24 protein-coding genes and 1 riboswitch are annotated in these 26091 nt (G+C 64.2%); of the genes, 14 read left to right on the top strand and 10 right to left on the bottom strand.

Annotated features, from left to right (window positions below):
* Positions 1 to 8: 8 nt before the first annotated feature.
* Genes FJ960_RS14175 through FJ960_RS14145 form a run of 7 tightly spaced genes read left to right on the top strand, consistent with a single transcriptional unit; the run spans position 9 to position 8267 of the window.
* Positions 9 to 866 (top strand): carbohydrate ABC transporter permease, encoded by an 858-nt coding sequence (locus FJ960_RS14175; protein ID WP_027142220.1) that lies wholly within the window; start codon positions 9 to 11, stop codon positions 864 to 866.
* A gap of 2 nt (positions 867 to 868) precedes the next feature.
* Positions 869 to 1987, top strand: a complete 1119-nt coding sequence (locus FJ960_RS14170; RefSeq protein WP_140505584.1) for an ABC transporter ATP-binding protein — start codon at positions 869 to 871, stop codon at positions 1985 to 1987.
* Positions 1984 to 3108, top strand: coding sequence for an ABC transporter ATP-binding protein (locus FJ960_RS14165; RefSeq protein WP_140714714.1), 1125 nt, complete (start codon positions 1984 to 1986; stop codon positions 3106 to 3108). The genes FJ960_RS14170 and FJ960_RS14165 overlap by 4 nt, the downstream gene beginning before the upstream one ends.
* Positions 3108 to 4661 (top strand): FGGY-family carbohydrate kinase, encoded by a 1554-nt coding sequence (locus FJ960_RS14160; RefSeq protein WP_140714712.1) that lies wholly within the window; start codon positions 3108 to 3110, stop codon positions 4659 to 4661. Before FJ960_RS14165 ends, FJ960_RS14160 begins: the two co-directional genes overlap by 1 nt.
* 10 nt (positions 4662 to 4671) lie before the next feature.
* Complete coding sequence (locus tag FJ960_RS14155; RefSeq protein WP_140714710.1) at positions 4672 to 5712, top strand: 2-hydroxyacid dehydrogenase; 1041 nt, start codon at positions 4672 to 4674, stop codon at positions 5710 to 5712.
* 46 nt (positions 5713 to 5758) lie between these two features.
* The gene (locus FJ960_RS14150) at positions 5759 to 7276 is read left to right on the top strand and encodes a glycerol-3-phosphate dehydrogenase (RefSeq protein ID WP_140714709.1); all 1518 of its coding nucleotides are present in this window, start codon (positions 5759 to 5761) and stop codon (positions 7274 to 7276) included.
* A 49-nt stretch (positions 7277 to 7325) separates the two neighbouring features.
* The gene (locus tag FJ960_RS14145) at positions 7326 to 8267 is read left to right on the top strand and encodes a TIM barrel protein (RefSeq protein WP_027142226.1); all 942 of its coding nucleotides are present in this window, start codon (positions 7326 to 7328) and stop codon (positions 8265 to 8267) included.
* Between the two features lie 55 nt (positions 8268 to 8322).
* Here FJ960_RS14145 and fba read toward each other — a convergent pair whose 3' ends face one another.
* Positions 8323 to 9387, bottom strand: a complete 1065-nt coding sequence (gene fba, locus FJ960_RS14140) for a class II fructose-bisphosphate aldolase (RefSeq protein ID WP_140714707.1) — start codon at positions 9385 to 9387, stop codon at positions 8323 to 8325.
* Positions 9388 to 9659: 272 nt separating this feature from the next.
* Between fba and FJ960_RS14135 the strand changes: the two genes are divergently transcribed.
* Genes FJ960_RS14135 through FJ960_RS14125 form a run of 3 tightly spaced genes read left to right on the top strand, consistent with a single transcriptional unit; the run spans position 9660 to position 11674 of the window.
* Positions 9660 to 10430, top strand: coding sequence for a DeoR/GlpR family DNA-binding transcription regulator (locus FJ960_RS14135; RefSeq protein WP_140714705.1), 771 nt, complete (start codon positions 9660 to 9662; stop codon positions 10428 to 10430).
* Between the two features lie 18 nt (positions 10431 to 10448).
* Positions 10449 to 11207 (top strand): triose-phosphate isomerase, encoded by a 759-nt coding sequence (locus FJ960_RS14130; protein WP_140714704.1) that lies wholly within the window; start codon positions 10449 to 10451, stop codon positions 11205 to 11207.
* A gap of 26 nt (positions 11208 to 11233) precedes the next feature.
* On the top strand, positions 11234 to 11674 hold the full coding sequence (locus FJ960_RS14125) for an RpiB/LacA/LacB family sugar-phosphate isomerase (protein ID WP_140505568.1): 441 nt from the start codon (positions 11234 to 11236) through the stop codon (positions 11672 to 11674).
* Here the strand turns inward: FJ960_RS14125 and dhaL are convergent.
* From dhaL to FJ960_RS14105, 4 genes are all read right to left on the bottom strand, one after another.
* Complete coding sequence (dhaL, locus tag FJ960_RS14120) at positions 11671 to 12306, bottom strand: dihydroxyacetone kinase subunit DhaL (RefSeq protein ID WP_140714702.1); 636 nt, start codon at positions 12304 to 12306, stop codon at positions 11671 to 11673. The genes FJ960_RS14125 and dhaL overlap by 4 nt on opposite strands.
* A 10-nt stretch (positions 12307 to 12316) precedes the next feature.
* Positions 12317 to 13330, bottom strand: coding sequence for a dihydroxyacetone kinase subunit DhaK (locus tag FJ960_RS14115; protein WP_181174240.1), 1014 nt, complete (start codon positions 13328 to 13330; stop codon positions 12317 to 12319).
* A gap of 129 nt (positions 13331 to 13459) precedes the next feature.
* Entirely contained in the window at positions 13460 to 13933 is a 474-nt protein-coding gene (locus FJ960_RS14110) for a 6,7-dimethyl-8-ribityllumazine synthase (protein WP_027142233.1), read from the bottom strand.
* 77 nt (positions 13934 to 14010) lie between these two features.
* Positions 14011 to 14155: riboswitch (FMN riboswitch) on the bottom strand.
* A gap of 96 nt (positions 14156 to 14251) precedes the next feature.
* Entirely contained in the window at positions 14252 to 15427 is a 1176-nt protein-coding gene (locus tag FJ960_RS14105) for an MFS transporter (RefSeq protein ID WP_140714698.1), read from the bottom strand.
* Positions 15428 to 15475: 48 nt separating this feature from the next.
* On the opposite strand from FJ960_RS14105, the gene FJ960_RS14100 reads away from it, so the two are divergent.
* Entirely contained in the window at positions 15476 to 16015 is a 540-nt protein-coding gene (locus tag FJ960_RS14100) for an Lrp/AsnC family transcriptional regulator (protein ID WP_140714696.1), read from the top strand.
* Positions 16016 to 16132: 117 nt separating this feature from the next.
* On the opposite strand, the gene mtnA is transcribed toward FJ960_RS14100, so the two are convergent.
* Both mtnA and mtnK read right to left on the bottom strand, forming a co-directional pair.
* Complete coding sequence (mtnA, locus tag FJ960_RS14095; RefSeq protein WP_140714694.1) at positions 16133 to 17227, bottom strand: S-methyl-5-thioribose-1-phosphate isomerase; 1095 nt, start codon at positions 17225 to 17227, stop codon at positions 16133 to 16135.
* The gene (mtnK, locus tag FJ960_RS14090; protein ID WP_140714692.1) at positions 17224 to 18495 is read right to left on the bottom strand and encodes an S-methyl-5-thioribose kinase; all 1272 of its coding nucleotides are present in this window, start codon (positions 18493 to 18495) and stop codon (positions 17224 to 17226) included. Before mtnK ends, mtnA begins: the two co-directional genes overlap by 4 nt.
* Before the next feature lie 137 nt (positions 18496 to 18632).
* Between mtnK and FJ960_RS14085 the strand changes: the two genes are divergently transcribed.
* The 3 genes from FJ960_RS14085 (at position 18633) to FJ960_RS14075 (ending at position 22323) form a co-directional block, all read left to right on the top strand.
* Entirely contained in the window at positions 18633 to 20144 is a 1512-nt protein-coding gene (locus tag FJ960_RS14085; protein ID WP_140714690.1) for a sugar ABC transporter ATP-binding protein, read from the top strand.
* Positions 20145 to 20225: 81 nt separating this feature from the next.
* On the top strand, positions 20226 to 21221 hold the full coding sequence (locus tag FJ960_RS14080; protein WP_140714688.1) for an ABC transporter permease: 996 nt from the start codon (positions 20226 to 20228) through the stop codon (positions 21219 to 21221).
* Between the two features lie 49 nt (positions 21222 to 21270).
* The gene (locus FJ960_RS14075) at positions 21271 to 22323 is read left to right on the top strand and encodes a substrate-binding domain-containing protein (RefSeq protein WP_140714686.1); all 1053 of its coding nucleotides are present in this window, start codon (positions 21271 to 21273) and stop codon (positions 22321 to 22323) included.
* A gap of 91 nt (positions 22324 to 22414) precedes the next feature.
* On the opposite strand, the gene FJ960_RS30275 is transcribed toward FJ960_RS14075, so the two are convergent.
* The 3 genes from FJ960_RS30275 to FJ960_RS14060 all read right to left on the bottom strand — a co-directional run bounded on the left by FJ960_RS30275 (position 22415) and on the right by FJ960_RS14060 (position 25873).
* Entirely contained in the window at positions 22415 to 22564 is a 150-nt protein-coding gene (locus tag FJ960_RS30275) for a type II toxin-antitoxin system YafQ family toxin (protein ID WP_348640742.1), read from the bottom strand.
* A 202-nt stretch (positions 22565 to 22766) separates the two neighbouring features.
* Positions 22767 to 24821 (bottom strand): bifunctional aldolase/short-chain dehydrogenase, encoded by a 2055-nt coding sequence (locus FJ960_RS14065; RefSeq protein ID WP_140714684.1) that lies wholly within the window; start codon positions 24819 to 24821, stop codon positions 22767 to 22769.
* A gap of 86 nt (positions 24822 to 24907) precedes the next feature.
* Positions 24908 to 25873, bottom strand: coding sequence for a sugar-binding transcriptional regulator (locus FJ960_RS14060; protein ID WP_140714682.1), 966 nt, complete (start codon positions 25871 to 25873; stop codon positions 24908 to 24910).
* Positions 25874 to 26091 lie beyond the last annotated feature (218 nt).

Genomic DNA, 26091 nt, shown 5'->3' with positions numbered 1-26091 from the left:
GGCAGGCGATGGAACATACCTCGCTTCTCGAACGCATCCTGCGCGGCGTGGCACTGACGCTGGTGGTGATCTTCTTCATGTTCCCGATCGTCTGGATTTTCATGATGTCGTTCCAGACCAACGAGACCATCCTGCGCATCCCGCCGCAGCTCATCTTCGAACCGACGCTCGCCAATTACACCGCGCTGATCACCGGTAAGCTGATGACCGCCGCCGGCACGCTCGACATCGCCTTCATGCGCAACCTCTGGAATTCGGTGTTCCTGTCGGTGACCTCGGTGGCGGTTTCGCTGCTGCTCGGCGTGCCGGCCGCCTACGCCTTCGCGCGCCACAAATTCCGCGGCTCGGAGGACATCGCCTTCACGCTGCTGTCGTTCAGGTTCGCGCCGGCACTTCTGGTGCTGCTGCCGCTGACCCTCTATTTCCAGAAGCTCGGCCTGGCCAACACCTATATCGGGCTGATCTGGGTCTACCAGTTGATCTGCCTGCCGCTGATCCTGTGGATCGTGCGCGGTTATTTCGAGGATATCCCGGCTGACATCGAATATGCCTACCGCATTGGCGGCCATTCCTGGTTCGCCACCTTCCGCAAGATCGCGCTGCCGCTCGCCGGCCCTGGCATTGCTGCGGCCGGCCTGCTCGCCTTCATCTTCGCCTGGAACAATTTCGTCTTCGCGCTGGTGCTGGCTTCGGCCGACAAGCAGCCGGTGACGGTCGGCGCGCTCGCCTTCATCACCTCATCCGGCATCCAGTACGGCCAGATTTCGGCGGCCATCGTCTTGTCGATCACGCCGACGCTGGCGCTCGCCCTTTACGCACAGCGCTATCTGGTCGAAGGCCTGTCGCTCGGCGCGGTGAAAGGATAGAAATGGCCAGCCTCGAACTCAGAAATCTCGTCAAGCGCTACAAGAGCCAGACCGTCCTCGACAATTTGTCGCTGACCGTCGCGGATGGCGAAACGCTGGTCCTGTTCGGACCCTCGGGCGCCGGCAAGACGGTGCTGCTGCGCCTGGTCGCCGGCGTCATCGATCCGGACGAAGGCAACATCCTTATCGGCGGCGAGGACATGACCGATGTCGACGCGGAATTCCGCGGCGTCGGCATGGCGTTCCAGAATTTCGCGCTGTTTCCGCATATGAGCGCGTTCGACAACATCGCGACGCCGCTCGAGGCCAAGCGCTCGTCGCAGAGCGCGATCAAGGCCGGCGTCGAGAGCGTCGCCAAACTGTTGAAGATCGGCCATGTGCTGAGCCACAAACCACGCGCTCTCTCCAACGGCCAAAAGCAGCGCACGGCCCTTGCCCGCGCTTTGGTCGGTTCACCGCCGCTGCTGCTGCTCGACGATCCCTTGCGCAATGTCGACGCCAAGCTGCGCTTCGAGATGCGGCTCGAACTGCCCAGGCTGCTCGCCGATCGCGGCGCCACCGTCGTCTACGTCACCCAGGATTACAAGGAAGCCATGGCGCTCGGCGACCGTATCGCTGTGATGTCGCAAGGCGTCATCAGGCAGCTCGGCACGCCCGAGCAGATCTATCGCGAGCCGGCCAACATCGAGATCGCGCGGCTGTTCGGCGACCCGACCATCAATCTGCTCGACGTCAAGCCCGCGCGCGATGGCAGGGGGGGCTATGTCGGCCTGTCCAATGTGCAGGTCCATCTCGCCGATGTTCCCGAGATCGCCATCGGTCGCGACTGCATCATCGGGCTGAGGCCGGAGGCACTGCATTTCGTTGGCGAAAACGAGCCCGGCGCCATTCCGGTGACGGTCGAGGCCGAGACGCCGCTCAACGAAAAGATCGTCACCCTGGTGCGCACCGTTCGCGGCCGTGAAATCCTGGTCTCGCGCCCGGCCGGAACGCCGGGCCGCAGCGAAGGCAAGGCCCATATCGTCGTCGACGGCAAGAGCGCCTTGCTGTTCGACAGGGCGAGCGGTGAGCGCATAGGCGCGAAGAACATTGTCAATCTGCGCAGCGGAGAAGCGGCATGAGCGCCAGCGCACTCACCATTTCCGGCGTCGACAAGTTTTATGGCCCGATCGACCGTGGCGTTCACGCCGTCAAGAACCTGACGATGGAAATCGGCAAGGGCGAGATCGTGGCGCTGCTCGGTTCGTCCGGCTGCGGCAAGACCTCGACGCTGCGCATGATCGCCGGTTTCGAGGAGGTCTCGCGCGGCACGATCGCGGTCGCCGGCCGCAAGGTACAGACCTTGCCGCCGGTCAGGCGCAATGTGGCGATGGCCTTCGAGGGCTACTCGCTCTATCCGCCGCTCACCGTGCGCGAGAACATGGCCTTTGCCCTCAAGGCCGCCCGGCTGCCCAGGAGCGAGGTCGATGCCAAGGTCGCCAGCATCGCCAAACTGCTGGAGATCGAGGACATATTGGAGCGCTATCCCAGCTCCATTTCGGGTGGTCAGCAGCAGCGCGCCAGTCTTGGCCGGGCGTTGATCCGGGAAGCCGACCTGCATCTGCTCGACGAGCCGATGGGGCAACTCGAACCGCAGCTTCGCGCGGTGCTGCGCGGCCGCATCAAGCATTTCATCAAGGAGCGCGGCCTGACCGCGATCCTGGTCACCCACGATCAGACCGAGGCCAACGCGCTTGCCGACCGCATCGCGGTGATGGAAGGCGGCGTGCTGCAGCAGTTCGACACGCCGGACCGGCTCAAGGAGCGTCCGGCCAACCTGTTCACCGGAACCTTCGTCGGCGAACCGCCGATGAACGTCTTCGAGGCCTTTGTCGGGACGGTCGGCGGCCGCATCAATCTGCGGCTGCCCGACGGGCTGTCGCTCGACTATGACAAGGACGCCTTCAGCGCTCCGGTTCGCGACCAGTTGCTCAGCCGCGAGCGAGTCGTCATCGGCATCAGGCCTTACGCGGTCCGACGCTCGAAAGAGGGTGTTCCGGCCAGGGTCTCGGCCAACCAATGGCTCGGCGACCAGACCCACATCGCCGCCGATTTCGCCGGCGGTTCGCTGGTACTGGTCGAGCATGACCGCACCCGGCTCGACCTTGGCGCGCCCATCAACGTCAGCATCGATCCGAAAAACCTGCACCTCTTCGACCAGGCGAGCGGCATGGCCATCTCGCACGGCATGGAGCTCGCGTGATGCGCGACATACTGATCGGCATCGATGCCGGCACCTCCGTCATCAAGTCCATCGCCTTCGACACGAAAGGCCGCCAGATCGCGGCCGCGGCGACGCCGAACCATTATCTGACGCTGCCGGGCGGCGGCGCCGAACAGGATCTGGCGCGCACCTGGGCCGATGCCGTCACGACCCTGCGCCAGCTCGCCGACAAGGTGCCCGATCTCGCCAGCCGGACCGTCGCCATCGCGGTGACCGGGCAGGGCGACGGCACCTGGCTCATCGATGGCAAGGGCGAGCCGGTGGCCAAGGGCTGGCTTTGGCTCGACGCGCGCGCCGCCGGCGTCGTTGAGGAAATCCGCGCGCGGCCCGACGACCGGCTGCGCTTCGAAAAGACCGGCAGCGGGCTTGCCGCCTGCCAGCAGGGCTCGCAGTTTGTCTTCATGAAGCGCACCATGCCCGAAATGCTCGGCAAGGCTGCCACCGCGTTCCACTGCAAGGACTGGCTCTATTTCAAGCTCACCGGCGAACGCGCCACCGATCCGTCCGAAGGGACCTTCACTTTCGGCGACTTCCGCACCCGCGACTATAGCGGCGACGTGCTCGACGTCCTCGGCGTCGCCGATCTCAGGCACCTGCTGCCGCCGATTGTCGACGGCACGAGGCACAGCACCGGACTGTCGCCGGCGGCTGCCGCCATCACCGGCATGCTTGCCGGGACACCCGTTGTGCTCGGTTATGTCGATGTCGTCTGCACCGCGCTCGGCGCCGGCCTCCTCGATCGCGAGCGCAAGCCCGGCTGCTCGATCATCGGCTCCACCGGCATGCACATGCGGCTGGCCGAGACGCCCGGCGATGTGCAGCTGAACGAAGCGGCGACCGGTTATACGATGGCGATGCCGGCGCCGGGCGTCTTCGCGCAGATGCAGTCCAATATGGCGGCGACGCTCAACATCGACTGGGTGCTTGGCCTTGCCTCGGGCATTCTCGCCTCGCAAGGCATAACCCGCAGCAATGGCGAGATGATCGCGCTGGTCGATGCCTGGATCGCGGCCTCGCAGCCGGCCTCGCTGCTCTATCAGCCCTACGTGTCTGAAGCGGGTGAGCGCGGACCGTTCGTCGATGCCAATGCCAGGGCGGGCTTCGTCGGCATTTCGTCGCGCCACGGCTACGCCGATCTGGTGCGCGCCGTCTTCGAAGGCTTGGCCTTCGCGGCGCGCGACTGCTACGCCGCCATGGGCCCGCTGCCACGCGAAATCCGCCTGACCGGCGGCGCCGCCAGAAGCCCGGCGCTGCGCAAGATACTGGGTGCGGCCATCGGCGCCGACACGCGCACAAGCGCGCGCGAGGAGGCCGGCGCCGCCGGTGCGGCGATGATCGCCGCGGTCTGCGTCGGCCAATACGCCTCCATGGACGAATGCGTCGGCGAATGGGTGACGCCGTTGCTCGGCGAGGCCGAACCGAGCGACCCGGACCTCGCCGCGATCTACGACAGGATGGCCCCCTCCTACATGCTGGCGCATCAGGCCTTGCGGCCGGTCTGGCGTGCCATGGCGACATCGCAGGAAAATTGAGAAGTCGAGTATGCCCAGGAAAATAGCGATCATTGGCGACAACTTCATGCTGCCGGAGGTGTTTCGCGCCAAAATCGAGAAGGTTGCCAGTGGTGACCTCGACATCAGGACCTTGCAGACGGCCTGGCCCGACGAGCCGATGGAGTTCGGCAATCCGGCGCTAGGCCTCGACAAGGTCAAGGAATATTTCGGCCATCCCGACGAGGTCGTCGACTTCATCGGCGACGCCGAAATCCTCGTCACCCAGCTTGCGCCCCTGTCGGAAGGCATGATGCGGCGCCTGCCGTCGCTCAAGCTGGTCGCGGTGTCGCGCGGCGGCCCGATCAACATCGACATGGCTGCCGCCAAGGCGCACGGCATCACCGTGGTCAACGTGCCCGGCCGTAACGCCACTGCCGTGGCCGAGTTCACCATCGGCGCCATCCTTGCCGAGACGCGGCTGATCCGGGTCGGCCACGAGGCCCTGCGCAAGGGGGAATGGCGCGGCGATCTCTACCGCGCCGACCGCACCGGCCGCGAACTCGGTGAAATGACCGTGGGCGTCGTCGGCTACGGCAATATCGGCACGAAAGTGGTGCGTCTGCTGCGCGCCTTCGGCTGCCATGTCCTGGTCAGCGATCCCTATGTGCAGTTGAGCGCCGAGGATCGCAACGCCGGCGTCGAACTGGTTGCGCTCGACGATCTCCTGTCGCGCGCCGACGTGGTCACGCTGCATTCGCGGGTGACCGGGGAAACACGCGGCCTGATCGGCAAGGAGACCATCGCGCGGATGAAGCCGGGGGTGATCTTCGTCAACACGGCGCGTGGCCCATTGGTCGACTATGACGCGCTTTACGAGGCGCTGGTTTCGGGGCAGATCGCCAGCGCCATGCTGGAGACCTTCGCGGTCGAGCCGGTGCCCTCTGACTGGCCGCTGCTGCAGCTGCCCAACGTGACGCTGACGCCGCATATCGCCGGCGCCTCGGTGCGCACCGTGACCTATGCCGCCGAGCAGGCCGCCGAGGAGGTACGCCGTTACCTGGCCGGCCTGCCTTCGGTCAATCCGTGCTGAGAGCGATGGCCATGATGCGAAAATCGGGCAGCGGGGCGACGGCAAGATGAGCGTCGGCCCCGACATCGTCGATCTCTTCGTCATCGGCGGCGGCGTCAACGGCGCCGGCATCGCGCGCGACGCCGCCGGCCGCGGGCTTTCCGTCATCCTGTGCGAAAAGGACGATCTCGCCGAAGGCACCAGTTCGCGCTCGGGCAAGCTCGTCCATGGCGGTCTGCGCTACCTCGAGTATTATGAGTTCCGCCTGGTACGCGAGGCGCTGATCGAGCGCGAGGTGCTGCTGGAATCGGCGCCGCACATCATCTGGCCGATGCGCTTCGTGCTGCCGCACAGCCCTGACGACCGGCCGGCATGGCTGGTGCGGCTCGGCCTGTTCCTCTACGACCATCTCGGCGGTCGCAAGCGGCTGCCGGCCACCCGGACGCTTGACCTGCGCACCGCGCCCGAGGGAGCGCCGATCAAGGACAGTTTCAAGCGCGGCTTCGAATATTCCGATTGTTGGGTCGACGATGCCCGCCTCGTCGTCATCAATGCGCTCGACGCCGCCGAACGGGGAGCGAAGGTCTTCACCCGCACTGCCTGCACCGCCGCCCGCCGCGAGGGCGGCCTCTGGGTCGTCGAGATGCGTGACGTCAGGACCGGCATCAAGACCAGTGTGCGGGCCCGCGCGCTGATCAATGCCGCCGGTCCCTGGGTGAATGACATCGTCAATCGCGTTGCCGGCCAGAATTCCAGGCGTAATGTCCGCCTCGTCAAGGGCAGCCATATCGTCGTGCCCAAGTTCTGGGAGGGAAGGCAAGCCTATCTCGTCCAGAACAGCGACAAGCGCGTCATCTTCATCAATCCCTACCAGAACGATCTCGCGCTGATCGGAACCACCGACATTCCCTACGAAGGCCGGCCGGAGGATGTGACCGCGGATGAGAGCGAGATCGACTACCTCATCAAAGTAGTCAACCGCTATTTCAAGCGCGGCCTTGCGCGCAACGATGTGGTCTATTCCTTCTCCGGCGTCAGGCCGCTCTATGACGACAACGCCGACAATCCGAGCGCGGTGACCCGCGACTATATTTTCGAACTCGACGCGCCGGACGCGCAGGCGCCGCTGCTCTCCGTCTTCGGCGGCAAGATCACCACCTTCCGCAAACTGGCCGAGCACGCGCTGGACAGGATCGCGCCATTCTTTCCCCGCATGGGCAAAGCCTGGACCGCAAAGGCGCATTTGCCCGGCGGCGATATCGCCAATGCCGATTTCGAACAGTTCCTCGGCGACCTCGCGAATGAGTATCCATGGATGCCGGCATCGCTGCTCAAGCATTACGGCCGGCTCTACGGCACCAGGACGCGGTCCGTGGTCGGCGGCGCCCGTTCGCTCGCCGCACTGGGGCGGTGCTTCGGCAAGGATTTCTTCGAGCGCGAGGCGAACTACCTCTTTGAACAGGAATGGGCGGAAGACGCGGCCGACATTCTCGAACGGCGCACCAAGCATGGCCTGCATCTGTCCGCCGAGGAGAAGTCGGCCTTCGAGCATTGGTGCGCGACCCGGCAGGCGAGGGCAGGCTGATGGCGCTCACTGCCCCCTATTCGGCGACAGCGTTGAAGGGATAGCGACCTTGGCCTTCACGCTCTCCCTCAACACCAATCCGCTGGTCAACCGCTTCGCGGAGCCCGACGATCTGATCGACACCATCGCCTATGGCATCGGCATCAGGGACGTTCAACTCACGCACGAATTCGTCAATCCGGGCTGGCCCGCGGCGACGATCGTCAAATTCGTCCGCCTGTTCCGCAACGCCTTGAACCGCACCGGTGTGCGCGTCACCTCCGGCATGACTGGTCCCTACGGCCGGCTCAACCATTTCGGCCATCCCGATGCCGATGTGCGCCGCTACTATGTCGACTGGTTCAAGACCTTTGCCGATATCTCGGCCGAGCTTGGCGCTAGCGGCATGGGCACGCAGTTCGCCATTTTCACGCATCGCGACTTCGACGACGCCGCCCGCCGCGCGCGTCTGTTCGACATCGCGCTGGACTGCTGGCGCGAGGTCGCCGAACACGCCCGGGCGGCAGGCCTGACCTACCTGTTCTGGGAGCCGATGTCGGTTGGCCGCGAGTTCGGCCACACGATCGAGAATTGCCGGATGCTGCAGGATGCGATCGATGCCGCCGGCATGGCCATTCCACTGGAGATGATGGTCGACATCGACCATGGCGACGTGACCTCCTCCAACCCGGCCGATATCGATCCCTATGCCTGGGCCGAGGCGTTCCCCCGCAAATCACCGATCATCCACGTCAAGCAGTCGTCGATGAACAAGGGCGGCCACTGGCCGTTCACGTCAGCCCACAACAAGGACGGCCGCATCACGCCTGAGAAGCTGCTGGAGACGGTGCGCCGCGGCGGCGGCTCCGACAACGAGATCTGCCTCGAACTGTCGTTCCGCGAGCGAGAGCCGGTCGACCATCAGGTGGTCGCCATGATCCGCGAGTCGGTCGACTATTGGGCGCCCTTCATCGAGACCGGCAGGCCTGGCCTGCTGCCGAAAGCCGGATAGAAATCGGACAGGAGCCGATGCGGCTCCTGTCCATGAAATGCAAACCGGATCGAACTCAGGCGAATTTCGGATCGAGGCTGCCCGACTTGTAGCGCTTGGCCATTTCCGAGACCGGGATCGGCTTGATCTTCGGCGCATTGCCGGCGGTGCCGAATTGCTCGAAGCGCTCCTTGCAGAGCTTCCTCATCGCCGCCATGGCCGGCGTAAGGTATTTGCGCGGATCGAACTCGCTTGGGTTTTCGGTCAGCACCTTGCGGATCGCGCCGGTCAACGCCATGCGGTTGTCGGTGTCGATGTTGATCTTGCGCACGCCATGCTTGATGCCGCGCTGGATCTCTTCCACCGGCACGCCCCAGGTCGGCTTCATCTGGCCGCCATATTTGTTGATGATCTCCTGCAGGTCCTCCGGCACCGAGGATGAGCCGTGCATGACTAGGTGCATGTTCGGCAGCCGGCGGTGGATCTCCTCGATGACATTCATGGCCAGAACCGCGCCGTCGGGCTTGCGCGAGAATTTATAGGCGCCGTGGCTGGTGCCCATGGCCACCGCCAGCGCATCGACATGAGTGTCGCGCACGAACTGCTCGGCTTGCACCGGATCGGTCAAGAGCTGGTCGTGGCTGATCGCGCCTTCGACACCGTGGCCGTCTTCCTGTTCGCCGCCGCCGCTCTCGAGCGAGCCCAGCACGCCGATCTCGCCTTCCACCGACACGCCACCCCAATGCGCCATATCGACCACACGCCGTGTGATACCGGAATTATAGGCATAGTCGGCCGGCGACTTGCCGTCTTCCTTCAGCGAACCGTCCATCATCACCGAGGTGAAGCCGTACTGGATCGCGGTGACGCAGGTGGCTTCGTTGTTGCCGTGGTCGAGATGCATGCAGACCGGGATGTCGGGATGGATTTCGACCAGGGCGTCGATCAGCTTGGCCAGCACCACGTCATTGGCGTAGGCGCGCGCACCGCGGCTCGCCTGCAGGATGACAGGCGACTTGGTCTCCTCCGCGGCCTCCATGATGGCCAGGCCCTGTTCCATGTTGTTCATGTTGAAGGCCGGCACGCCATAGCCGTATTCGGCGGCGTGATCGAGCAATTGTCTCAGTGTGATGCGAGCCAACGATTAGTCTCCCGTATCTGGTTTCAAACCTGTGGTTGCGGGCTGTCCGCGCATCGTTCAGCCCACCGATGCTTCTGGCCGGAATTCCGCGCAACCGCAACAGTGACAGACCGTCCCGGCAGCAATTCTTGTTACAGCGGCGCGATAAAAGCCGGCGAAATATCTCAGTGAAATATCTCATTATCACAAAAATTATGGTACATGCGCGGCAATGTCTGTTATGTCTGAGTTCGATCAAGGAGCCAGGCTTCTGCGTTGGCGGGTCGGCGAGAATGAAGAGCGACAACAGACGGCAAGGCATCATGGACTTCCTGGTGGACGCCGGCGCGGCCAGCGTCGACGACCTCGCCTCGCGTTTTGGCGTCTCCAGGATGACCGTGCACCGCGACTTGGACGAGCTCGAGGAGAGTGGCTTCCTGCGCAAGGTGCGCGGCGGCGCCTCGATACAGCCGAGCAGCCTCTTCGAAAGCGATTTCCGCTACCGGCAGAAGCAGGCGACTGGGGAAAAGCAGCGCCTTGCGGCGGCGGCCGCGGCCACGATCGAACCCGGCCAGACGGTCATCATCGACGACGGCTCGACGGCGGGCGGTATCGCGCGACATCTCGCGGAACTCAGGCCGCTGACGGTGATCACCAACAATCTCGCCGCCATCCAGGATCTGGCCGGTGCCGGAGGCATCAACCTGATCGCGCTCGGCGGCCAATACTCGAAGAAATTCCATGGCTTCTTCGGCCTGCTTGCCGAGGCTTCGCTGCGATCGCTGCGCGCCGATGTCGCCTTCCTGTCCTCATCCGCCATCCACGGCGCCTCCGCCTTCCATCAGGACCAGGAAGTGGTGCAGGCCAAGCGGCTGATGATGGCTGCGGCGACCCGCAAATACCTGCTGGTCGATCACGGCAAGTTTGGCCGTGGCGCGCTGCATTTCCTGACCGATCTCAAGGCATTCGAGGCCGTCTTCACCGGACGCGAGCCGGAGCCCGGGATGCGCGCGACGCTGGATGCGGCCGGGGTTTCGCTGACGGTGGTCGCCGACAAGGATTGAGGATCAAGGAGAGTACGCGTGGTTTACTGGGTCGGTACAAGCTGGAAGATGAACAAGACGCTCGCCGAGGCGCTTGATTTTGCCGGGGCGCTGGCCGGCTTCGTGCCGGGTTTCGACGATCGCATCCAGCCTTTCGTTATTCCGCCTTTCACGGCGGTGCGCGAAGTCAGGCAGGCGCTGTCGGCGACGCGCATCAAGGTCGGCGCGCAGAACATGCATTGGGCCGATGCCGGCGCCTGGACCGGCGAGATCTCGCCGGTGATGCTGAACGATTGCGGCCTCGACCTGGTCGAACTCGGCCATAGCGAGCGGCGCGAACATTTCGGCGAGACCGATCGCACGGTCGGGCTGAAGACGGCGGCGGCGGTCAAGCATGGATTGATACCGCTGATCTGCGTCGGCGAGACGCTGGCCGAGCGCGAAAGCGGCAAGGCCGATGCGGTGCTCACCAACCAGGTCGAGGGTGCATTGCAATTCCTCGAAGGCGAGGCGAAGGGGGCAAAAATCCTGTTCGCCTACGAGCCGGTCTGGGCGATCGGCGACAAGGGCATTCCAGCCAGTTCCGACTATGCCGACAAGCAGCAGGCGCTGATCAAGAAGGTCGCCGCCGGTCTGCTGCCGTCCGCGCCGCCGGTGCTCTATGGCGGCAGCGTCAACCCTGGCAATGCCGCGGAACTGATCGACCGGTCCAACATCGATGGCCTGTTCATCGGCCGCTCCGCCTGGCAGGCCGAAGGCTACATCGACATCCTGCGCCGCGCATCGGCCGCGATCTGAATCAATCGAACTGGAAAGGACAAAAAATGAAAATAGCCATTGGAGCCGATAGCGCCGGCAAGCCGCTGCTCGACGTCATCGCCGCGCATCTGGCAACCAAGCCCGGCCTCACCGTCAGCGATCTCAGCCAGGCCGGTTATTATGCCGACCTGTCGCAGAAACTTGCCCAGACGATCGTCGACGGCGAAAACGACCGTGGCATCCTGTTCTGCGGCACCGGCATCGGCGTCTCGATCTCGGCCAACAAGGTGCCGGGGATCCGCGCGGCACTTACCCACGACACCTACTCGGCCGAACGCGCGGCGAAATCCAACAACGCCCAGATCATCACCATGGGCGCCCGTGTTATCGGTCCGGAACTGGCCAAGGCCATTGTCGACACGTGGCTGGCCTCGGAGTTCGACGAGAAGGGTCCCTCGGCCGGCAACGTCCAGGCGATCAACAGGCTCGACGCGGCAAAGGGCTAAGAGAGACTGTCGCGCATGGCCCTGATGATGGTGACGGCCGAGGCCGCGCCCGGGTCCATGTGTCCGAGCGACCGCTCGCCAAGCCGTGACGAGCGGCCCTTGGCGGCGATCATGTCCTTGGTCGATTCCGCGCCGTGCTCGGCAGCGGCAAGGGCTGCCTGCAGGCTTTCAGCAAGGTCTTTTCCTGCTGCATTGCTGGCGCCGGCCGCTTCCGCTGCCGGTTGCCAGGCGTCGACCATTGTCTTCTCGCCGATCTCGGCCTTGCCGCGATCCTTGATGCCTTGCGCCATGGCCTGCAGCAGCGCGACGAACTCGGCATCCGCGAGCGTCGCCTTGCCCTTGACGGCGGCGGCGGCGCGCATGAAGGCGGTGGCATAGAGCGGACCGCAGGACGCGCCGACGGCATTGAGGAACGATTTCGCCGCCGTGTTGAGGAGTGCGGTCGGCTCGGCCGCCGTAAGGTCGAGCGATGCCAGCGCATCGCGCACGGCGTTGAACCCCAGCGCCATCGCAATGCCGTGGTCGGCGTCGCCGATGACGCCGTCGAGCTGGCAAAGCCGGTCCCTGTCGGCTTCGATCGCCACCGCGATGGCATCTAACATTCTTTTCAGGTCGGAGGCGGCGATGGTCATGGAGCGCTCCTCAGCCGGCACGGAACATGGCGCAGTCGCAGGGATGGTCGAGCATCGTCTGCAACTCTTCGTCGAGATGGAAAAGCGTCACCGAGGCGCCGGCCATTTCCAGCGACGTGCAATAATTGCCGACCCAGGTCGCGTGGACGGAAACGCCGATTGCATCGAGCCGCTGCTTGACCCGACGGTTCATGATGTAGAGCTCCATCAGCGGCGTCGATCCCAGCGAGTTGACCAGCACCGCGACCTTGTCGCCCCGCTTCGGCGCCATCTCGGCGAAAATCCTGTCGAGCATCTCGTCGGCAATCTCATCGGCGGTCCCGAGCTTGCCGCGCGCGATGCCGGGTTCGCCATGGATGCCCATGCCGATCTCCATCTCGTCGGCGCCGATGTCGAAATTCGGCCGCCGCATCTGCGGCAGCGAGCAGGGCGACAGCGCCACGCCCATGGTGAAGGTGTGGTCGTTGGCCTTGCGCGCGATGCGTTCGCATTCGTCGAGCGAGAGCATGAGGTCGCAGGCCGCACCGGCGGCCTTGAATATGAAGAAATTGCCGGCGACACCACGCCGCTTCTGCCGCTGGTCGCGCGGTGCCGAGGCGACGTCGTCGGTGGTCAGCACGGTTCGCACCTCGACGTCGTCCATGCCGGCCATCTCGGCCGCCATGTCGAAATTCATCACATCGCCGGCATAGTTGCCGTACATGAACAGGACGCCGGCACCGCCGCTGACCGCCTTGGCGCATTCCAGGATCGGATCCGGTGGTGGCGAGGCAAAGACGTTGCCGATCGCCGCCGCGTCCGCCAGCCCCTTGCCGACAAAGCCGAGAAAGGTCGGCTCGTGGCCGGAGCCGCCGCCGATCACCAGCCCGACCTTGCCGGGCCGTGCGCCGTCGCGGGCGATGATCGAGCGCGGGCTGCCGTCCACGCTTGTGAGATGGCGAGGATGCGCGGCCAGGATCCCTTCGAGCATTTCGTCGACGGCGCGGTTGCCGTCGTTGATGATCTTCTTGGTCTGCACCGGCATCCTCCCGAACTCGGCATTTTCCTGGTCTTGTTTATGCACATTGTCGCCCCAAAACCGCTGCGCGTTTTTTGGGCGACATGCATCCGATAGTACCGGCTGTTGCCGGGATTTCCACCCGGCTTCAGTGCTTCAGGCCGCGATCTTTTCCCGCGCGGCGAGGATCTGCACACAGGCGTTGGCAGCCTCTTTGCCCTTGACCGTGAAATGCTCGAAGAAGAAGCGGTGATGCTCGGCGCTGTCGTGAAAATTGTGCGGCGTGAGCACCGCCGACAGGACCGGCACGCCGGTCGACAGCTGCACGTTCATCATGCCGTCGATGACTGCACCGGCGACGAAGTCGTGCCGGTAGATGCCGCCATTGACGACGAACGCCGTGCCGAGGATCGCGGCGTAGCGGCCGGTCCCGGCAAGCGTCTTGGCATGCAGCGGAATCTCGTAGGCGCCGGGCACGTCGAAGACGTCGACGGCAAAGCGTCCGCCGCCGATCTCGGCCAGCTCCGCCTCGAAGGCTTGCACGCACTGGTCGACGATGTCGGCATGCCAGCGCGCCCTGATGACGGCGACGCGGGTTGTTTCATAGTCTTTGTGGGAATGCTGATTCATGGGTCCATCCTTCCGTTTCGAACCAGAATCAGGACGCACGATACGAAATCCGGCCCGCCGAGGCGGTCCGTTTTCCGTTTCGTTCTCTTTCATCCGGACTCTAACCGTCGGCTCCGGAATCACACCGGATCTGCTGACCTTTCCGATGCCGGAAAGCGCTCGCGGGCTTCGGCCGAAGCCGTTACCGCCGGTGGGGACTTTCACCCCGCCCTGAGAACATTAACGCGCTCTGTATGAAGAGCAGGGGTGCCGCTGTCAACCGCGCGACAGGCCGCTGGCCAATCACGTTCTGTCGGCTGGAGCAATGCGATGATGGCTCTACCGGGTGCGCCACGCTGCAGCCGAGGCGGCAACCAGCATCAGCACCGCCGCGACCATCGCGCATGTGGCAAAGCCGAAGCCGGAATAGAGCGGCCCGAAGCCGGTGGTGCCGACGAACACCGCGAGGTAGGTTACCGCGCTGTTCAGGCCCATGATCGTGCCCCGCCGTGACGGATCGAGCGCCGACAGGCGCATCACCAGCACGTTTAGGCCGAAATGATTGGCAAGCCCCCAGGCGGCCATCATGGCGAGCGTCAGGCCATAGCTGTCGCTGGTCGCGGCGATCGCCACGTAGATCATGGCGACGAGAAGATAGGCGAAAGGCATGACGCGCCTCGCGCCAAGGCGATCGATGATGCCGTCGAAGAGCGCCGCCGTGCCGAACCCCGTGCCATAGGCGAGGGCCGCCAGACCGTTGGCGCTGACCGCCTGTCCCAGTCCGCTGTGAAGATGATCGCCGAGATAGCCATAAACACCGTAGAAGGCGGTCATGAAGGCGCCGCAGGCGACCAGCAGTGGCACGATGCCGGGAATGCCGAACGCCTCGAACGGCGAGGGCGCCGGCCCGGTCTTCCTGACATCCGGGAGCGACGATGCGCTGAGACCGCCGAGCGCCAGGGTGGCAAGCAGCGCCACGGCGGCGAAGACGGCGCGCCAGTGCACGAGATCGGCAAGCACCGCCGACAGCGAAACGCCGGCCACCATGCTGAGTGTCCATCCGGTCAGCACCACGCCGATCGTGCCGCTTTCGCGGCCGGGCGGAGCGATAGCCGCGGCACTGGCGTAGATTGCCGGCATCGCGACGCCGGCGGCAATGCCGGCGACAAGCTGCGCGGCAACCAGCGCGGCCACCGTGGGCGCGGCGGCGCTGGCGACCAGGGCCAATGCCAGCAGCAGCAAGGCCGCCTGCAGCATCCGGCGCGCGCCGACCCGGTCGATATGGCGTGCCAGGAACAGGGCGCTCGCCGATGTGCCGAGGCCGAAGGCGGCCGCCGCCGTCATCACCGTGGGAACGCTGGTCGCGAACGATACGGCCACCGCCGGAGCGATCGGGCCCAGCACCAGCGAATTCGAGCCGATCACGGCGATGCATCCGGTCAGGAGATAGGCAAGGGCCGGAATGGGCGGCCTGGTGTCCGCGTTCAAGGTTGCAGCTTGATCACTGTTCGACATATCATCATAATGGCCGTATTAAATTCCGTGACAATCGGGAATATCGGCATGGATGAAGAAACAGATGGCATTCAGCGGAACAGGCCGGCGGCCCGGGATGTCGACGCGACCGACCGAAAGATATTAGGCGTTCTGGTCGACGACGCGACCGTCAGTTACGCCGAGCTCGGCGAACGTGTCGGCCTGTCGCCGCCGGCAGCGCATGAGCGCGTCAAGCGGCTTCGGCGCAGCGGCGCCATCCGCAACACGGCCGCCATCATTGATCCCAACGCGGTGAGAAAGCCGCTGCTCACCTTCGTCCACATCGACACCAGCGGCTGGGGCAAGACCCCGGAACTGATGGCGATCTCCGAATATCCCGAGGTCGAGGAGATCCACACTGTCGCCGGCGACACATGTGTCCTGCTCAAGGTGCGTACCGAGGACACCAAGGCGCTCGAAGGACTGCTGTTGCGTCTCTACGAGACACCCGGCGTCACCTCGACGCGCAGCTACGTGGTTCTGGCGACCTACCTCGAACGGCCGGTGCAGCCCGGCATCACGGCGCAATGGCCGACGCCGAAGCACATGGGCAAGCCGCTCTACTGAAGCAATTCCAGGAAAACTATGCTGCGGTTTCCGTTGGGAATTGCGTGAAAACAGAGAGTTGGAGCGGCCGGTGATTCCAGCTGGACCGCTCTAACGGATGACGCAGCTCGGTTCTGATTATCCCCGCTCGGGGAACATCGCCTTCAGCCCTTCGCGCGATGCCTTGGCGATGCCGCGCTCAGTGATCAGTCCGGTCACCAGCCGTGCCGGCGTCACGTCGAAGGCGGGGTTCCTTGCCGGCGTCGCTTCGGGCGAGACACGCACCTGGGCGATCTCGCCCGTGGCGGTCTTGCCCCAGACCAGCGATACCTCGTCGCCCGAGCGCTCCTCGATCGGGATTTCGGCGAGGCCGTCGCCCACCGTCCAGTCGATGGTGGGAGAGGGCAGCGCGACGTAGAACGGCACGTCGTTGTCGGCTGCGGCGAGCGCCTTCAGATAGGTGCCGATCTTGTTGCAGACATCGCCGTCGGCTGTCGTGCGGTCGGTGCCGACGATGACCATGTCGATCGCGCCGCGCTGCATCAGATGGCCGCCGGCATTGTCGACGATCAGCGTGTGCGGCACGCCATGGCCGGCCATTTCCCAGGCGGTCAGTTGGGCGCCCTGGTTGCGCGGGCGTGTTTCATCCACATAGACATGGACCGGAATGCCCGCTTCCACAGCGAGATAGATCGGTGAGGTGGCTGTGCCGTAGTCGACAGTCGCCAGCCAGCCGGCATTGCAATGGGTGAGGATATTGACCGGCTCGCCCGGCTGCTTGCGGGCCGCGATGTCCTTGATGATGGCGAGACCGTTCTCGCCGATGGCGCGGTTGAGCCCGACATCCTCGTCGGCGATTTCACTGGCGCGCCGATAGGCGGCAGCGGCGCGTTGTCCGGCCGGCAACGGCCGCAGGAAACGCCGCATCTCGTCCAGCGCCCAGCGCAGGTTGATCGCCGTCGGTCGTGTCTCGTGCAGTGTTTCCCACACGCTGTCGAGCGCTTCGTCGGACGGATCGTGCGCCATTTGCATGGCGACGCCGTAGGCCGCGGTGACCCCGATCAACGGTGCGCCGCGTACCCACATGTCGCGGATCGCGGTGGCGATACCGGCGACCGTGCCAAGCTTCTCGATGCGGAATTCATGCGGCAGCCAGCGCTGGTCGATGATCTCCACCGAGCGGCCGTCGTCGCTGAGCCAGATGGTCCGATAGTGGCGGTCGCCGACGTTCAAATGCTGTTCTCCTGTTCGATCAGCGCGGCCAGATTGTTGACCTCGTCGATGCTGTGAATCTGGCGCCGGTTGACGGCGATGTGGCGGCCGAATTTCAGTGCCTTCGCCTCACAACTGGCGCGCAGATCTTCATCGGTAATGGTCTCGAAGTCGGCATTATGGGCGAGGCCGAGGATGCGCCTGTGCACCTCGATGCCGGCAAAGCCGAGCAGATCGGTCCAGATCTGGTGCAGCACATGATCGAGCGCCTGCTCGGCGCCCAGCCTGTCGCCCTGATCCTCGAACAGGCTCTTCTGGTAGAGCATGCCGGTGCGCTCGGTGCGCCACAGATGCGAGAACTCGGTGCGGAACACCGCCCATGTCTCGACCACGACATCGAGCAGATAGGCACGCATGGCGTCGCGCATGCCCTTCTGCTCATGCCCGCGTTGCGAGAAGAACGACATCCAGAAATTGGCGAGCAGCATGCCGACGTCGAACGCCATCGGACCGTAGAAGGCGAATTCCGGATCGATCATCCGCGTTTCCTGATCGGTGACCATGATCGAGCCGGAATGCAGGTCGCCATGCAGCAGCGTCTCGGCATTGGCGGTGAAGAGATGCTTCAGCCGCTGCGCCTCCACCTTGAGGTCGCGATCGGCCCGCAGTTCGGCCACCAGACCGTCGAGCTGCGGACTGGTGTGGCGGTTCATCTTGGCGTCGAAATACGGGTCTGAGAACACCAGGTTCTCGGTGATGTCGCAAAGCTCGACATTGTCCGCGAACAGCGCCAGGTCCGCCTTGCGCTCCTTGGTCACCATCGACAGGTCGGACCCGCGAAACAGGGTGCGGGCCATGAACAGGCCGATATCCCGGGCAATGTTCGGCAACTGCCGGCCTTCGATCAGCGCCCGCCGCAGGATGATGTGCGGCGACAGATATTCCATGATGATCAACGCCTGGACCTCGTCGAAGTAGTAGATCGCCGGCACCGAGCCCGGCGCGCGCGCCTCCTGCCGGGTCAGTGCGTGGTATTCGAAGAAGGAGCGCTTCAAGGGGAGCGGCCAGCTGTCGCCGACGAGCCGGACATAGGGCAGGGCTTGCTTGACGATGGCGCCGCCGCTGGCGCCTTCGACGATGAACACCAGGTTCAGATTGCCGTCCCCGACCTCGCGGACCTTCCAGGCGCTCGCATCCTTGCCGATCTTCGCGCACAGCGCTTCGTTCGTGCTGAGACGTGTTGCGAGCGTCTCCACCGACAATGCTTCGAACGGCAATTTCCCAGTCATCCTTGTCCCTCCCGCCTGTGTGCTCCCATCATAAGGGAGCCTTGACGGCGAGGCCAAGCTAGGAAGCCGTCTGGCAATTGTCAATCGTGTTGACAATTGCCGATATTGACCATAGCGTCACGGTCAGGGAGGAACGCATGGTCGGCAATGCCGTGTTCCGCGTAGAGGGACTGAGGAAATCCTTTGGCCGCAACGAGGTGCTTGGCGGCATCGCGCTGGACCTCCATGCCGGTGAAGTGACCGTGCTGATGGGCGCCAACGGCGCTGGTAAATCCACCCTCGTCAAGATCGTCAGCGGCGTTTACGAGCGTGGCGGCGGCACGATGACGCTTGCCGGGCAGGATTTTGCGCCGAACACGCCGGCGGAAGCGATCCGCGCGGGTGTCGTCACCGTGCACCAGAACATCAATGATGGTGTCGTCGCCGATCTCGACGTCGCCACCAATCTCACCCTCGACAGGCTGAGCGGCAAAGGCTCGCCGACCCTGTTCAATCCCGCTCGCGTGCGCCGCGAAGCCAAGGCGGTCGCCGACCGCATGGGGCTGGATATCGATTTGAAGGCGCGCGTCAGTGACCTTTCGCTCGCCGATCGCCAGATGGTGGCGATTGCCCGGGCGCTGGCACACCAGCCGAAAGTGCTGATCCTCGATGAGCCGACCTCGTCGCTCTCCAGCGCCGAAGCCGACAGGCTGTTCGCGCTGGTCGACCGGCTGCGCGAGCAAGGCGTGGCGATCCTCTATATCTCGCACCGCATGTCGGACATCAGGCAGCTTGCGGACCGCATCGTCTCGATGCGCGACGGTGTCGTCTCGGGCACCTTTGACACCAAGCCGCTCGACTATGAGGGCGCGGTCAACGCCATGCTCGGCCGCAAGATCCATCTCGACCGTGTCGTCGCCAGGAGTTCCGCCAGGGCGGTCCTGACGATCGAAGGCCTGCGGATCGCGCAGGGCGCCCGGCCGATCTCGCTGACGCTTGGCGATGGCGAGGTCGTCGCCGTCACCGGTCTCGTCGGCGTCGGCAAGACCGCTCTTGCCGAGACGCTGTTCGGCGTGCGCCGACCACTCGCCGGCACCATGATGATGAACGGCAAGCCTTACGCGCCGCGCTCGGCGGGCGACGCGATCGCGGCCGGCGTGTTCCTCGTCGCCAAGGATCGCGCCACCAGCGGCATTGTCGGCGGCTTCAACATCGAGCGCAATGTCAGCTTGCCTTTCCTGAAGCGTATGTCGAATTTCAGCGTGCTCAAGCGCCGCCTCGAACGCGCCACCGCGCGCCGGCAGATCGAGCAGCTCGGCATCGTCTGCCGCTCCGAGAAGGATGAGATGTCGGCATTGTCTGGCGGCAACCAGCAGAAGGTGATGGTCGCCCGCTGGATGACCCAGAATGCCGCACTGTTCATCCTCGACGAGCCGTTCCAGGGCGTCGACATTTCGGCCCGGCGCGACATCGCGGCCAAGCTGAGGGCAAGCGCCAATGGCCGCGCCACGCTTTTGTTCGTCACCGAACTCGACGAAGCGCTGGAGACTGCCGACCGCATCCTGGTGATGTCGGAGCACACAATCGTCGGCGAACACCGCAACGCCGATGTCGATCTAGATCGCCTGCTGGCCGAGGTCGCGGGCGGACCGCTGCACAGCGCTGCCTGAGCGTGGCGGCCGATGGAATTGGATTGGAGAAACCATGGATTGGAGTTGGGTAAAAACCGCAGTGGCGCCGGGGTGCGCGGAATGACGCTGCGCGACCACGCCATCCGCTATGGATTCATCGTGCTGTTGTTCGGATTGGTCGCCTATTTCGCGATCGCCGCCGACGGGTTCGTCTCGCCGCAAAGTGCCGTCTTCATCTTCCAGTCGGTCGCCATCACCGGCGTGCTGGCGCTTGGTGTTACTGCCACCCTGGTGGTCGGCGGCTTCGACCTGTCGATCGGTTCGGTCGCGACCTCGGCCATGATGGCGGCGGCCTATGTCATGGTGGTGCTGGAGCAGAACGCGTTCGTGGCGGTCATCGTATGCCTATTGATCGGCGCCTTAGTCGGCCTGATCAATGGCTGGCTGATCGTCTACATGCGCGTGCCGGACCTGCTGGCGACGCTCGGCATGATGTTCCTGCTGGTCGGCCTGCAGCGCATCCCGACAGAAGGCCGCTCGATCGCCACCGGCATGACCATGCCCGACGGCTCGGTCGCCAACGGCAAGTTCTCCGATGCCTTCCTGGCGCTTGGCCGCCACCGCTTCGATTTCTTCATCCCGAACCTCATTCCGGTGTCGGTCGTCGTGCTTCTGGTGCTGGCCGTGCTGATCTGGTTCTTCCTCGAATACACCCGCTTCGGCCGCATGATGTACGCCGTCGGCTCCAATGAGCGCGCCGCCGAACTCGCCGGCGCGCCTGTCAAGGCATACAAGATCTGGGCCTACGTTATTTCAGGAGTTTTTGCCTCGATCGGCGGCATTTTGCTCGCCGCCCGGCTTGGACGCGGCGACATCGCCTCGGGTAATAATCTGCTGCTCGATGCGGTTGCCGCGGCGCTGATCGGCTACGCGGTGCTTGGCGCCGCGAAGCCGAACGCCTTCGGCACCGCCATCGGCGCGCTGTTCGTCGGCATCTTGCTGCAGGGCCTGACGATGATGAACGCGCCCTACTACACGCAGGATTTCGTCAAGGGCGTGGTTCTGGTCGTCGCCCTTGTCTTCACCTTTGCCCTTTCGGGCAGGGGCAGGAACTAGCATTCGGCCGGATAGGATTTTGGGTTCAACAAAAGTGGAGGAAAACAAGGTGAACATCACAAGAAGACTTCTGGGGAAAGTGGCGCTCGGGCTCGCCGGCGCAACCATGCTGATGCAGGTCCCGGCATTGGCCGCCGATAAGCCGGCGCCGTTCGACAAGCCCGGCGTCAAGATCGCGCTGGTGCGCTATCTCTCGACCGGCGACTTCTTTCAGGCCTATCTGTCGGGCGTCGAGGCGCAGTCGAAGGCGCTCGGCATCGACCTGCGCGTGCTCGACAGCCGCCAGGACGCCGCCCTTCAGGCCGACATGGTCGATCAGGCCATTGCGCTCGGCGTGCAGGGCATCATCATCCAGCACGGCCTGACGGAATCGATGAAGGACGCCGCCCAGCGTGCCGTCGACGCCGGCATCAAGGTGGTCGCCTTCGACGTCAATGTCGAAAACCCCAAGATCCCGCAGATCGAACAGTCGGACAAGGACTTGGCGCGCCTAGCGCTCGAACAGGCGGTCAAGGACAACGGCGAAAGCTGGAACGCCGGCTATGTCTATGTCGCCGGCATCGCGCCGCTCGACCGCCGCAACGAAACCTGGGTCGACGTGAAGAAGAAATATGCCGGCATCAAGGAAGCTGCCATGTTCGGCACGCTCGACAATCCGATCGCCAACTCCGTCGCCAACCAGGCACGCTCGGTGCTGTCGGCGCACCCCGACATCAACGTGATGTTCGCCCCTTATGACGAATTCGCCAAGGGCGTGAAGATCGCCGTCGACGAAGCGAGCCTGAACAAGAAGATCAAGATCTATTCGGCCGACATTTCGACGTCCGACATCGCGGCGATGCGCGAGCCCGATAGTGCCTGGGCGGCGACCGCCGCGACCAACCCGGCCGTCGTCGGCCAGGTCTCGGTGCGCGCCCTGGCGCAGTTGCTCGCCGGCGAAGATCCCGGCCACAACGTCATCGTGCCGCCGACGCTGATTACCCAGAAAGAGCTGATCGACAAGGACATCAAGAACATGGAAGACCTGTCGGCCAAGCTGCCGCAGTTCGCCCACGCCGACGTCGCCATGCCTGCCTGGATGCCGAACCCCAACGCGAAGTAGCGTTCGGCACAGATTCTCACTGATTATCGAGTTGAGACGAAATGAAAGCCGCCCTGCAGCAAATCGCTGCGGGCGGCTTTTTCGATGACGTTCACTCGTTGAACAGGTCGGAATGAGAACCGGTACGGGCAAGCTGCAATTCGTCGCCGACAACGCGGTAGATCAGGAGCCAGTCTGGTTCGATATGCGCGTCACGAAAGCCTTTCCAATCCCCTTTCAGGGGATGATCCTTGTACGCCACCGGCAGTTCTTGTCCGGCGATGAGCCTAACAGATCGCGCAACTTGCCCAGGTCCTTGCCACGCCTTTCCACACGCTTCACATCCCGGCGAAATTGCCCGGAGCGAATGGGGGCTGGCACGCTTAGATCCCCAAATCCTTGAACAACTCATCAGCCGAGGCAAGGCGTTTGCCTTTGATTGCTGCGATCGTTCAGCAGCAAGCCTACCGCAGCGCCGCGGCAATGTTGCCGCCGTCGACTGTCGTCACATCCGCGGTCGTCCGGTCGGCCAGGGCGTGATGCAGGAAGGCCTGCGCCACATCCTGCGCCGTCACTTCCTGGCCGAGCAGATTGCCGGACATGTAGTCCTTCTCCGACACGCCGCGCGCGCCCGAGCGGCTGGCGATCATCGCGTCGGTCAAGAGGCCCGAGCGGATGCGGTCGGCGTTGACGGCGTTCGAACGGATGCCATGGGCGCCGTAGTCGAGCGCGTATTGCCTGGACAGGAACAGCGTCGCTGCTTTCGGCACGCCATAGGCGCCGAACTTCGGGCCGGGGTTGACCGCCTGCTTGGAGGTGTTGAACAAGAGAGCGCCGCCGGTGCCCTGTTCGAGCATGATGCGCACGGCGTTCTGCGCCGCCGACTGGTGGGCGAAGAAATTGAGCTCGAAGCTCTTGCGCAGCAGCGCATCGTCAAGCTCGCCGATGCGGCCCTCCCATGCGGCGCCCGCGTTGGACACCAATATGTCGACGCCGCCGAACACGGCGATCGCCTTGTCGAATGCGGCGCGCATCTGGTCCGGGTCGGTGATGTCGGCGCCAACGCCGATCGAATTGTTGCCGGCTTTCCCAGCGGCATCAGCGGCCTTTTCGGCGTCGAGATCGACGACGACGGCATGAGCGCCATTGTCGGCGAAAAGTTTTGCGGTCGCCGCACCAATCGCGCCGGCGCCACCGGTGATCAGCACCACCTGTCCGGTCAGTGGCTTCGGCTTGTTGGAGGCAAGCTTGGCCTGTTCCAGCGACCAGTATTCGAGCGGGAACAGCTCGGCCTTGGACAATGGGTGGAAACGCCCGACCGCCTCGGCGCCGCGCACGGCCTCGATCCACATCTCGCCGACGTCCGATGCGATCCTGGCGTCCTTCAATGTGCGGCCATGACCGAACATGCCGAGCCCCGGCACCAGCGTCAGCCGCGGCATGGGATCGAGCATGGTGCGCTTGACGTCGTCGAGCGCGTCATTGGTCTCGAAATAGGCACGATAATCCTTGGCGAAGGCATCGACATGGCTCTTGATCACCGCCTTGTAGTCACCGATCTTGTCGGCGTCGGGCGCCGGCACCGCCATCGGTCCGGTCTTGATGCGGATCGACAGATCCGGCGTCGACACGCCACGTTGTGCATAGTCGGCGATCTCTGCCGAATTGATGAAATCGACGATCGCGTCCGAGGTACGGAAATCGCTGATCATGCGGTCGAAGCGGCCTTCGCCGCGTGGCGCCGCGACAGCGCCGCGCAGCATGGGCGCGACCACCGCCGGTGACGCGAGCCTGGCCGGCAATGCCACCTTGGCCGGCTGCGGCTTGGCGTGCTTGGCCACATAGTCCTCGGCGACGTTCACATAGTGGATCATCCGGTCATAGGCCTGCCTGGCGTCGTCGCCGAAAGTGAAGATGCCGTGCTTGTCGAGGATCAGGCCTTCTACCGCAGGGTCGGCGTCGAAGACGTCGGCCGCCGCCTTGGCGAGGTCGAAGCCTGGCATGATGTAGGGCACGTAGCCCATCTTTGCTCCGAACACCTTTGCCACCAGCGGTTTGCTGTCTTCCTGATCGACAATGGCCAGGATGGCGGTCGAATGGGTGTGGTCGACGAATTTGTGCGGCAGGAAGGCATGCAGCAGGGTCTCGACCGATGGGTTGGGCGAGGCGGGGTCGATCAGGTTTGCCCGCTGCAGGGCGACCATGTCCTCGTCGGAAAGCCTGTCCAGCTTGCGCGCCTTGAGCAGGGCGCCCATCTTGACGGCGGGCAGGCCCTGCGGCTCGATGACGGCCATGTCCCAGCCGCTGCCCTTGACGCACAGAACGTCCCACTCGTCGCCGACGAGGTCGGTCGCCTTGATCTTGCAGGAGGTGTTGCCGCCGCCATGCAGGACCAGCTGTGGCACGCCGCCCAGAAGCCGCGTCGTGTAGACACGCAAGGCCAGGTCGTGGCCGACGCCCTTCTTCGCATAGTCGGCAACGAGTTTTTCAGCCGCGTCGTCGTTCCACAGGTTCTTCATGTTCGCTTCGTCCAGTTGCTGTTTTTGATGGTGAAACAGGAATGCCGCGACGCCTTGATGACAATGCGTCGGCAAAGGGTTGGTTTTCAGGATGCCTTTTCTGCTGACGCTCCGGCATGATCGAGCAGCCGCTGCGCCATATGCGCGCCGACCACCAGATGCGTGCAGAGGCCGCCGGCGATTGCCGCGAGCAGCGGCTCGAACTTGCTGTCTTCCTGCACGACCATCAGCCGCTTCCCGATGACGCGCAGTGAAGCAAGCCCCGCCGAGATGACCCGCCGGTTGTAGCTGCAGTCGAGCAACTCGCCACCGGCATCGATGATCTGCCCGGCAATGACACCGGCGGCACCTTCCTTGCGCAGTGCCGCCATCTCGGCTGCCGTCAGCGCACCGCACTTCACCAGGTGGCTGTCGGCATCGACCGCGCCGATGGAGTAGAGCGCAAGATCGCAGTCGCTGATCCCGGCAAGCTGATCGCGGATCACGGGCTCGGCGCGCAGGCCTTGCGCCAGTTCCTCGGTCGACAGCACCAGAGGCGCGTAGAAATTGAGGCCCTTGGCATTGAGCCGCCGCGCGATTTCCATGGTGCACTGGTCGGGCCGGTAGGAATAGGGCGCGCCGAGATTGCCACAGAGCTGCACCACGGTGACGTCCTGCAGGTCGGCATAGGACATGATGTCGGCGATGGTGTAGACGGTGCGGCCCCAGGCGACGCCGATGCGGTCGCCCTTCCTGACGAGTTCCAGGAAGACGCTTGCCGCCAGCACCGCGATATCGGTCGAGGGATCGGCGAGGTAGGCGTTTTCCGGCGCGATCCAGACGGCGTCGAGCTTCAGGGCATCTTCCAGCCTGCGCGCCATGATGTCGTCGGTGAAGAGCTGCGTCGAGGTCGAGATGTTGACGATGCCTGTCTCGCGCGCCTTGCGCAGATACATGGCGACGGAAGCGCGCGAAATGTTGAGCTGATTGGCCACTTCGTCTTGGCGAAGCCCATGGGCATAGTAAAGCCAGGCCGCCTTGTGGATGAGCTGTTCTGCCGGTCGGATCGCCATGCCGCCTCCTTGCCTGACATTAGTCACGGCTCTCGACAAAAGTCAAATTTGGATGAGCAGGGAGGGATCTTCTGCCGGCGCGGCGCAATCGAGATCACCGTTCCAGCAAGTCGGCGCAGTATAGCATTCTCGGCCCCTCGTGGGGCCTGTTGCGCAATTCTGGCATTGTGATTCACTTCGATTATTGCTCGGAGGGATTTGCGATGGCGGTGAAGCGG

Origin of the sequence: Mesorhizobium sp. B2-3-11 (assembly GCF_006442215.1) — a bacterium.
GTDB lineage: Bacteria > Pseudomonadota > Alphaproteobacteria > Rhizobiales > Rhizobiaceae > Mesorhizobium > Mesorhizobium salmacidum.
Note: the sequence above shows the minus strand (reverse complement) of the source record. Positions and strands in the feature narration are given on the sequence as shown.

Coding starts and splice junctions, on each gene's coding strand:
- FJ960_RS14110 (WP_027142233.1), bottom strand. CDS start 13,933: ATGAATCAGCATTCCCACAAAGACTATGAAACAACCCGCGTCGCCGTC.
- FJ960_RS14060 (WP_140714682.1), bottom strand. CDS start 25,873: ATGGCGATCCGACCGGCAGAACAGCTCATCCACAAGGCGGCCTGGCTT.
- FJ960_RS14080 (WP_140714688.1), top strand. CDS start 20,226: ATGACGCTGCGCGACCACGCCATCCGCTATGGATTCATCGTGCTGTTG.
- mtnK (WP_140714692.1), bottom strand. CDS start 18,495: ATGACTGGGAAATTGCCGTTCGAAGCATTGTCGGTGGAGACGCTCGCA.
- FJ960_RS14175 (WP_027142220.1), top strand. CDS start 9: ATGGAACATACCTCGCTTCTCGAACGCATCCTGCGCGGCGTGGCACTG.
- FJ960_RS14135 (WP_140714705.1), top strand. CDS start 9,660: ATGAAGAGCGACAACAGACGGCAAGGCATCATGGACTTCCTGGTGGAC.
- FJ960_RS14105 (WP_140714698.1), bottom strand. CDS start 15,427: ATGTCGAACAGTGATCAAGCTGCAACCTTGAACGCGGACACCAGGCCG.
- FJ960_RS14115 (WP_181174240.1), bottom strand. CDS start 13,330: ATGCCGGTGCAGACCAAGAAGATCATCAACGACGGCAACCGCGCCGTC.
- dhaL (WP_140714702.1), bottom strand. CDS start 12,306: ATGACCATCGCCGCCTCCGACCTGAAAAGAATGTTAGATGCCATCGCG.
- FJ960_RS14065 (WP_140714684.1), bottom strand. CDS start 24,821: ATGAAGAACCTGTGGAACGACGACGCGGCTGAAAAACTCGTTGCCGAC.
- FJ960_RS14160 (WP_140714712.1), top strand. CDS start 3,108: ATGCGCGACATACTGATCGGCATCGATGCCGGCACCTCCGTCATCAAG.
- FJ960_RS14125 (WP_140505568.1), top strand. CDS start 11,234: ATGAAAATAGCCATTGGAGCCGATAGCGCCGGCAAGCCGCTGCTCGAC.
- FJ960_RS14165 (WP_140714714.1), top strand. CDS start 1,984: ATGAGCGCCAGCGCACTCACCATTTCCGGCGTCGACAAGTTTTATGGC.
- FJ960_RS14155 (WP_140714710.1), top strand. CDS start 4,672: ATGCCCAGGAAAATAGCGATCATTGGCGACAACTTCATGCTGCCGGAG.
- FJ960_RS14085 (WP_140714690.1), top strand. CDS start 18,633: ATGGTCGGCAATGCCGTGTTCCGCGTAGAGGGACTGAGGAAATCCTTT.
- FJ960_RS14150 (WP_140714709.1), top strand. CDS start 5,759: ATGAGCGTCGGCCCCGACATCGTCGATCTCTTCGTCATCGGCGGCGGC.
- FJ960_RS14100 (WP_140714696.1), top strand. CDS start 15,476: ATGGATGAAGAAACAGATGGCATTCAGCGGAACAGGCCGGCGGCCCGG.
- FJ960_RS14170 (WP_140505584.1), top strand. CDS start 869: ATGGCCAGCCTCGAACTCAGAAATCTCGTCAAGCGCTACAAGAGCCAG.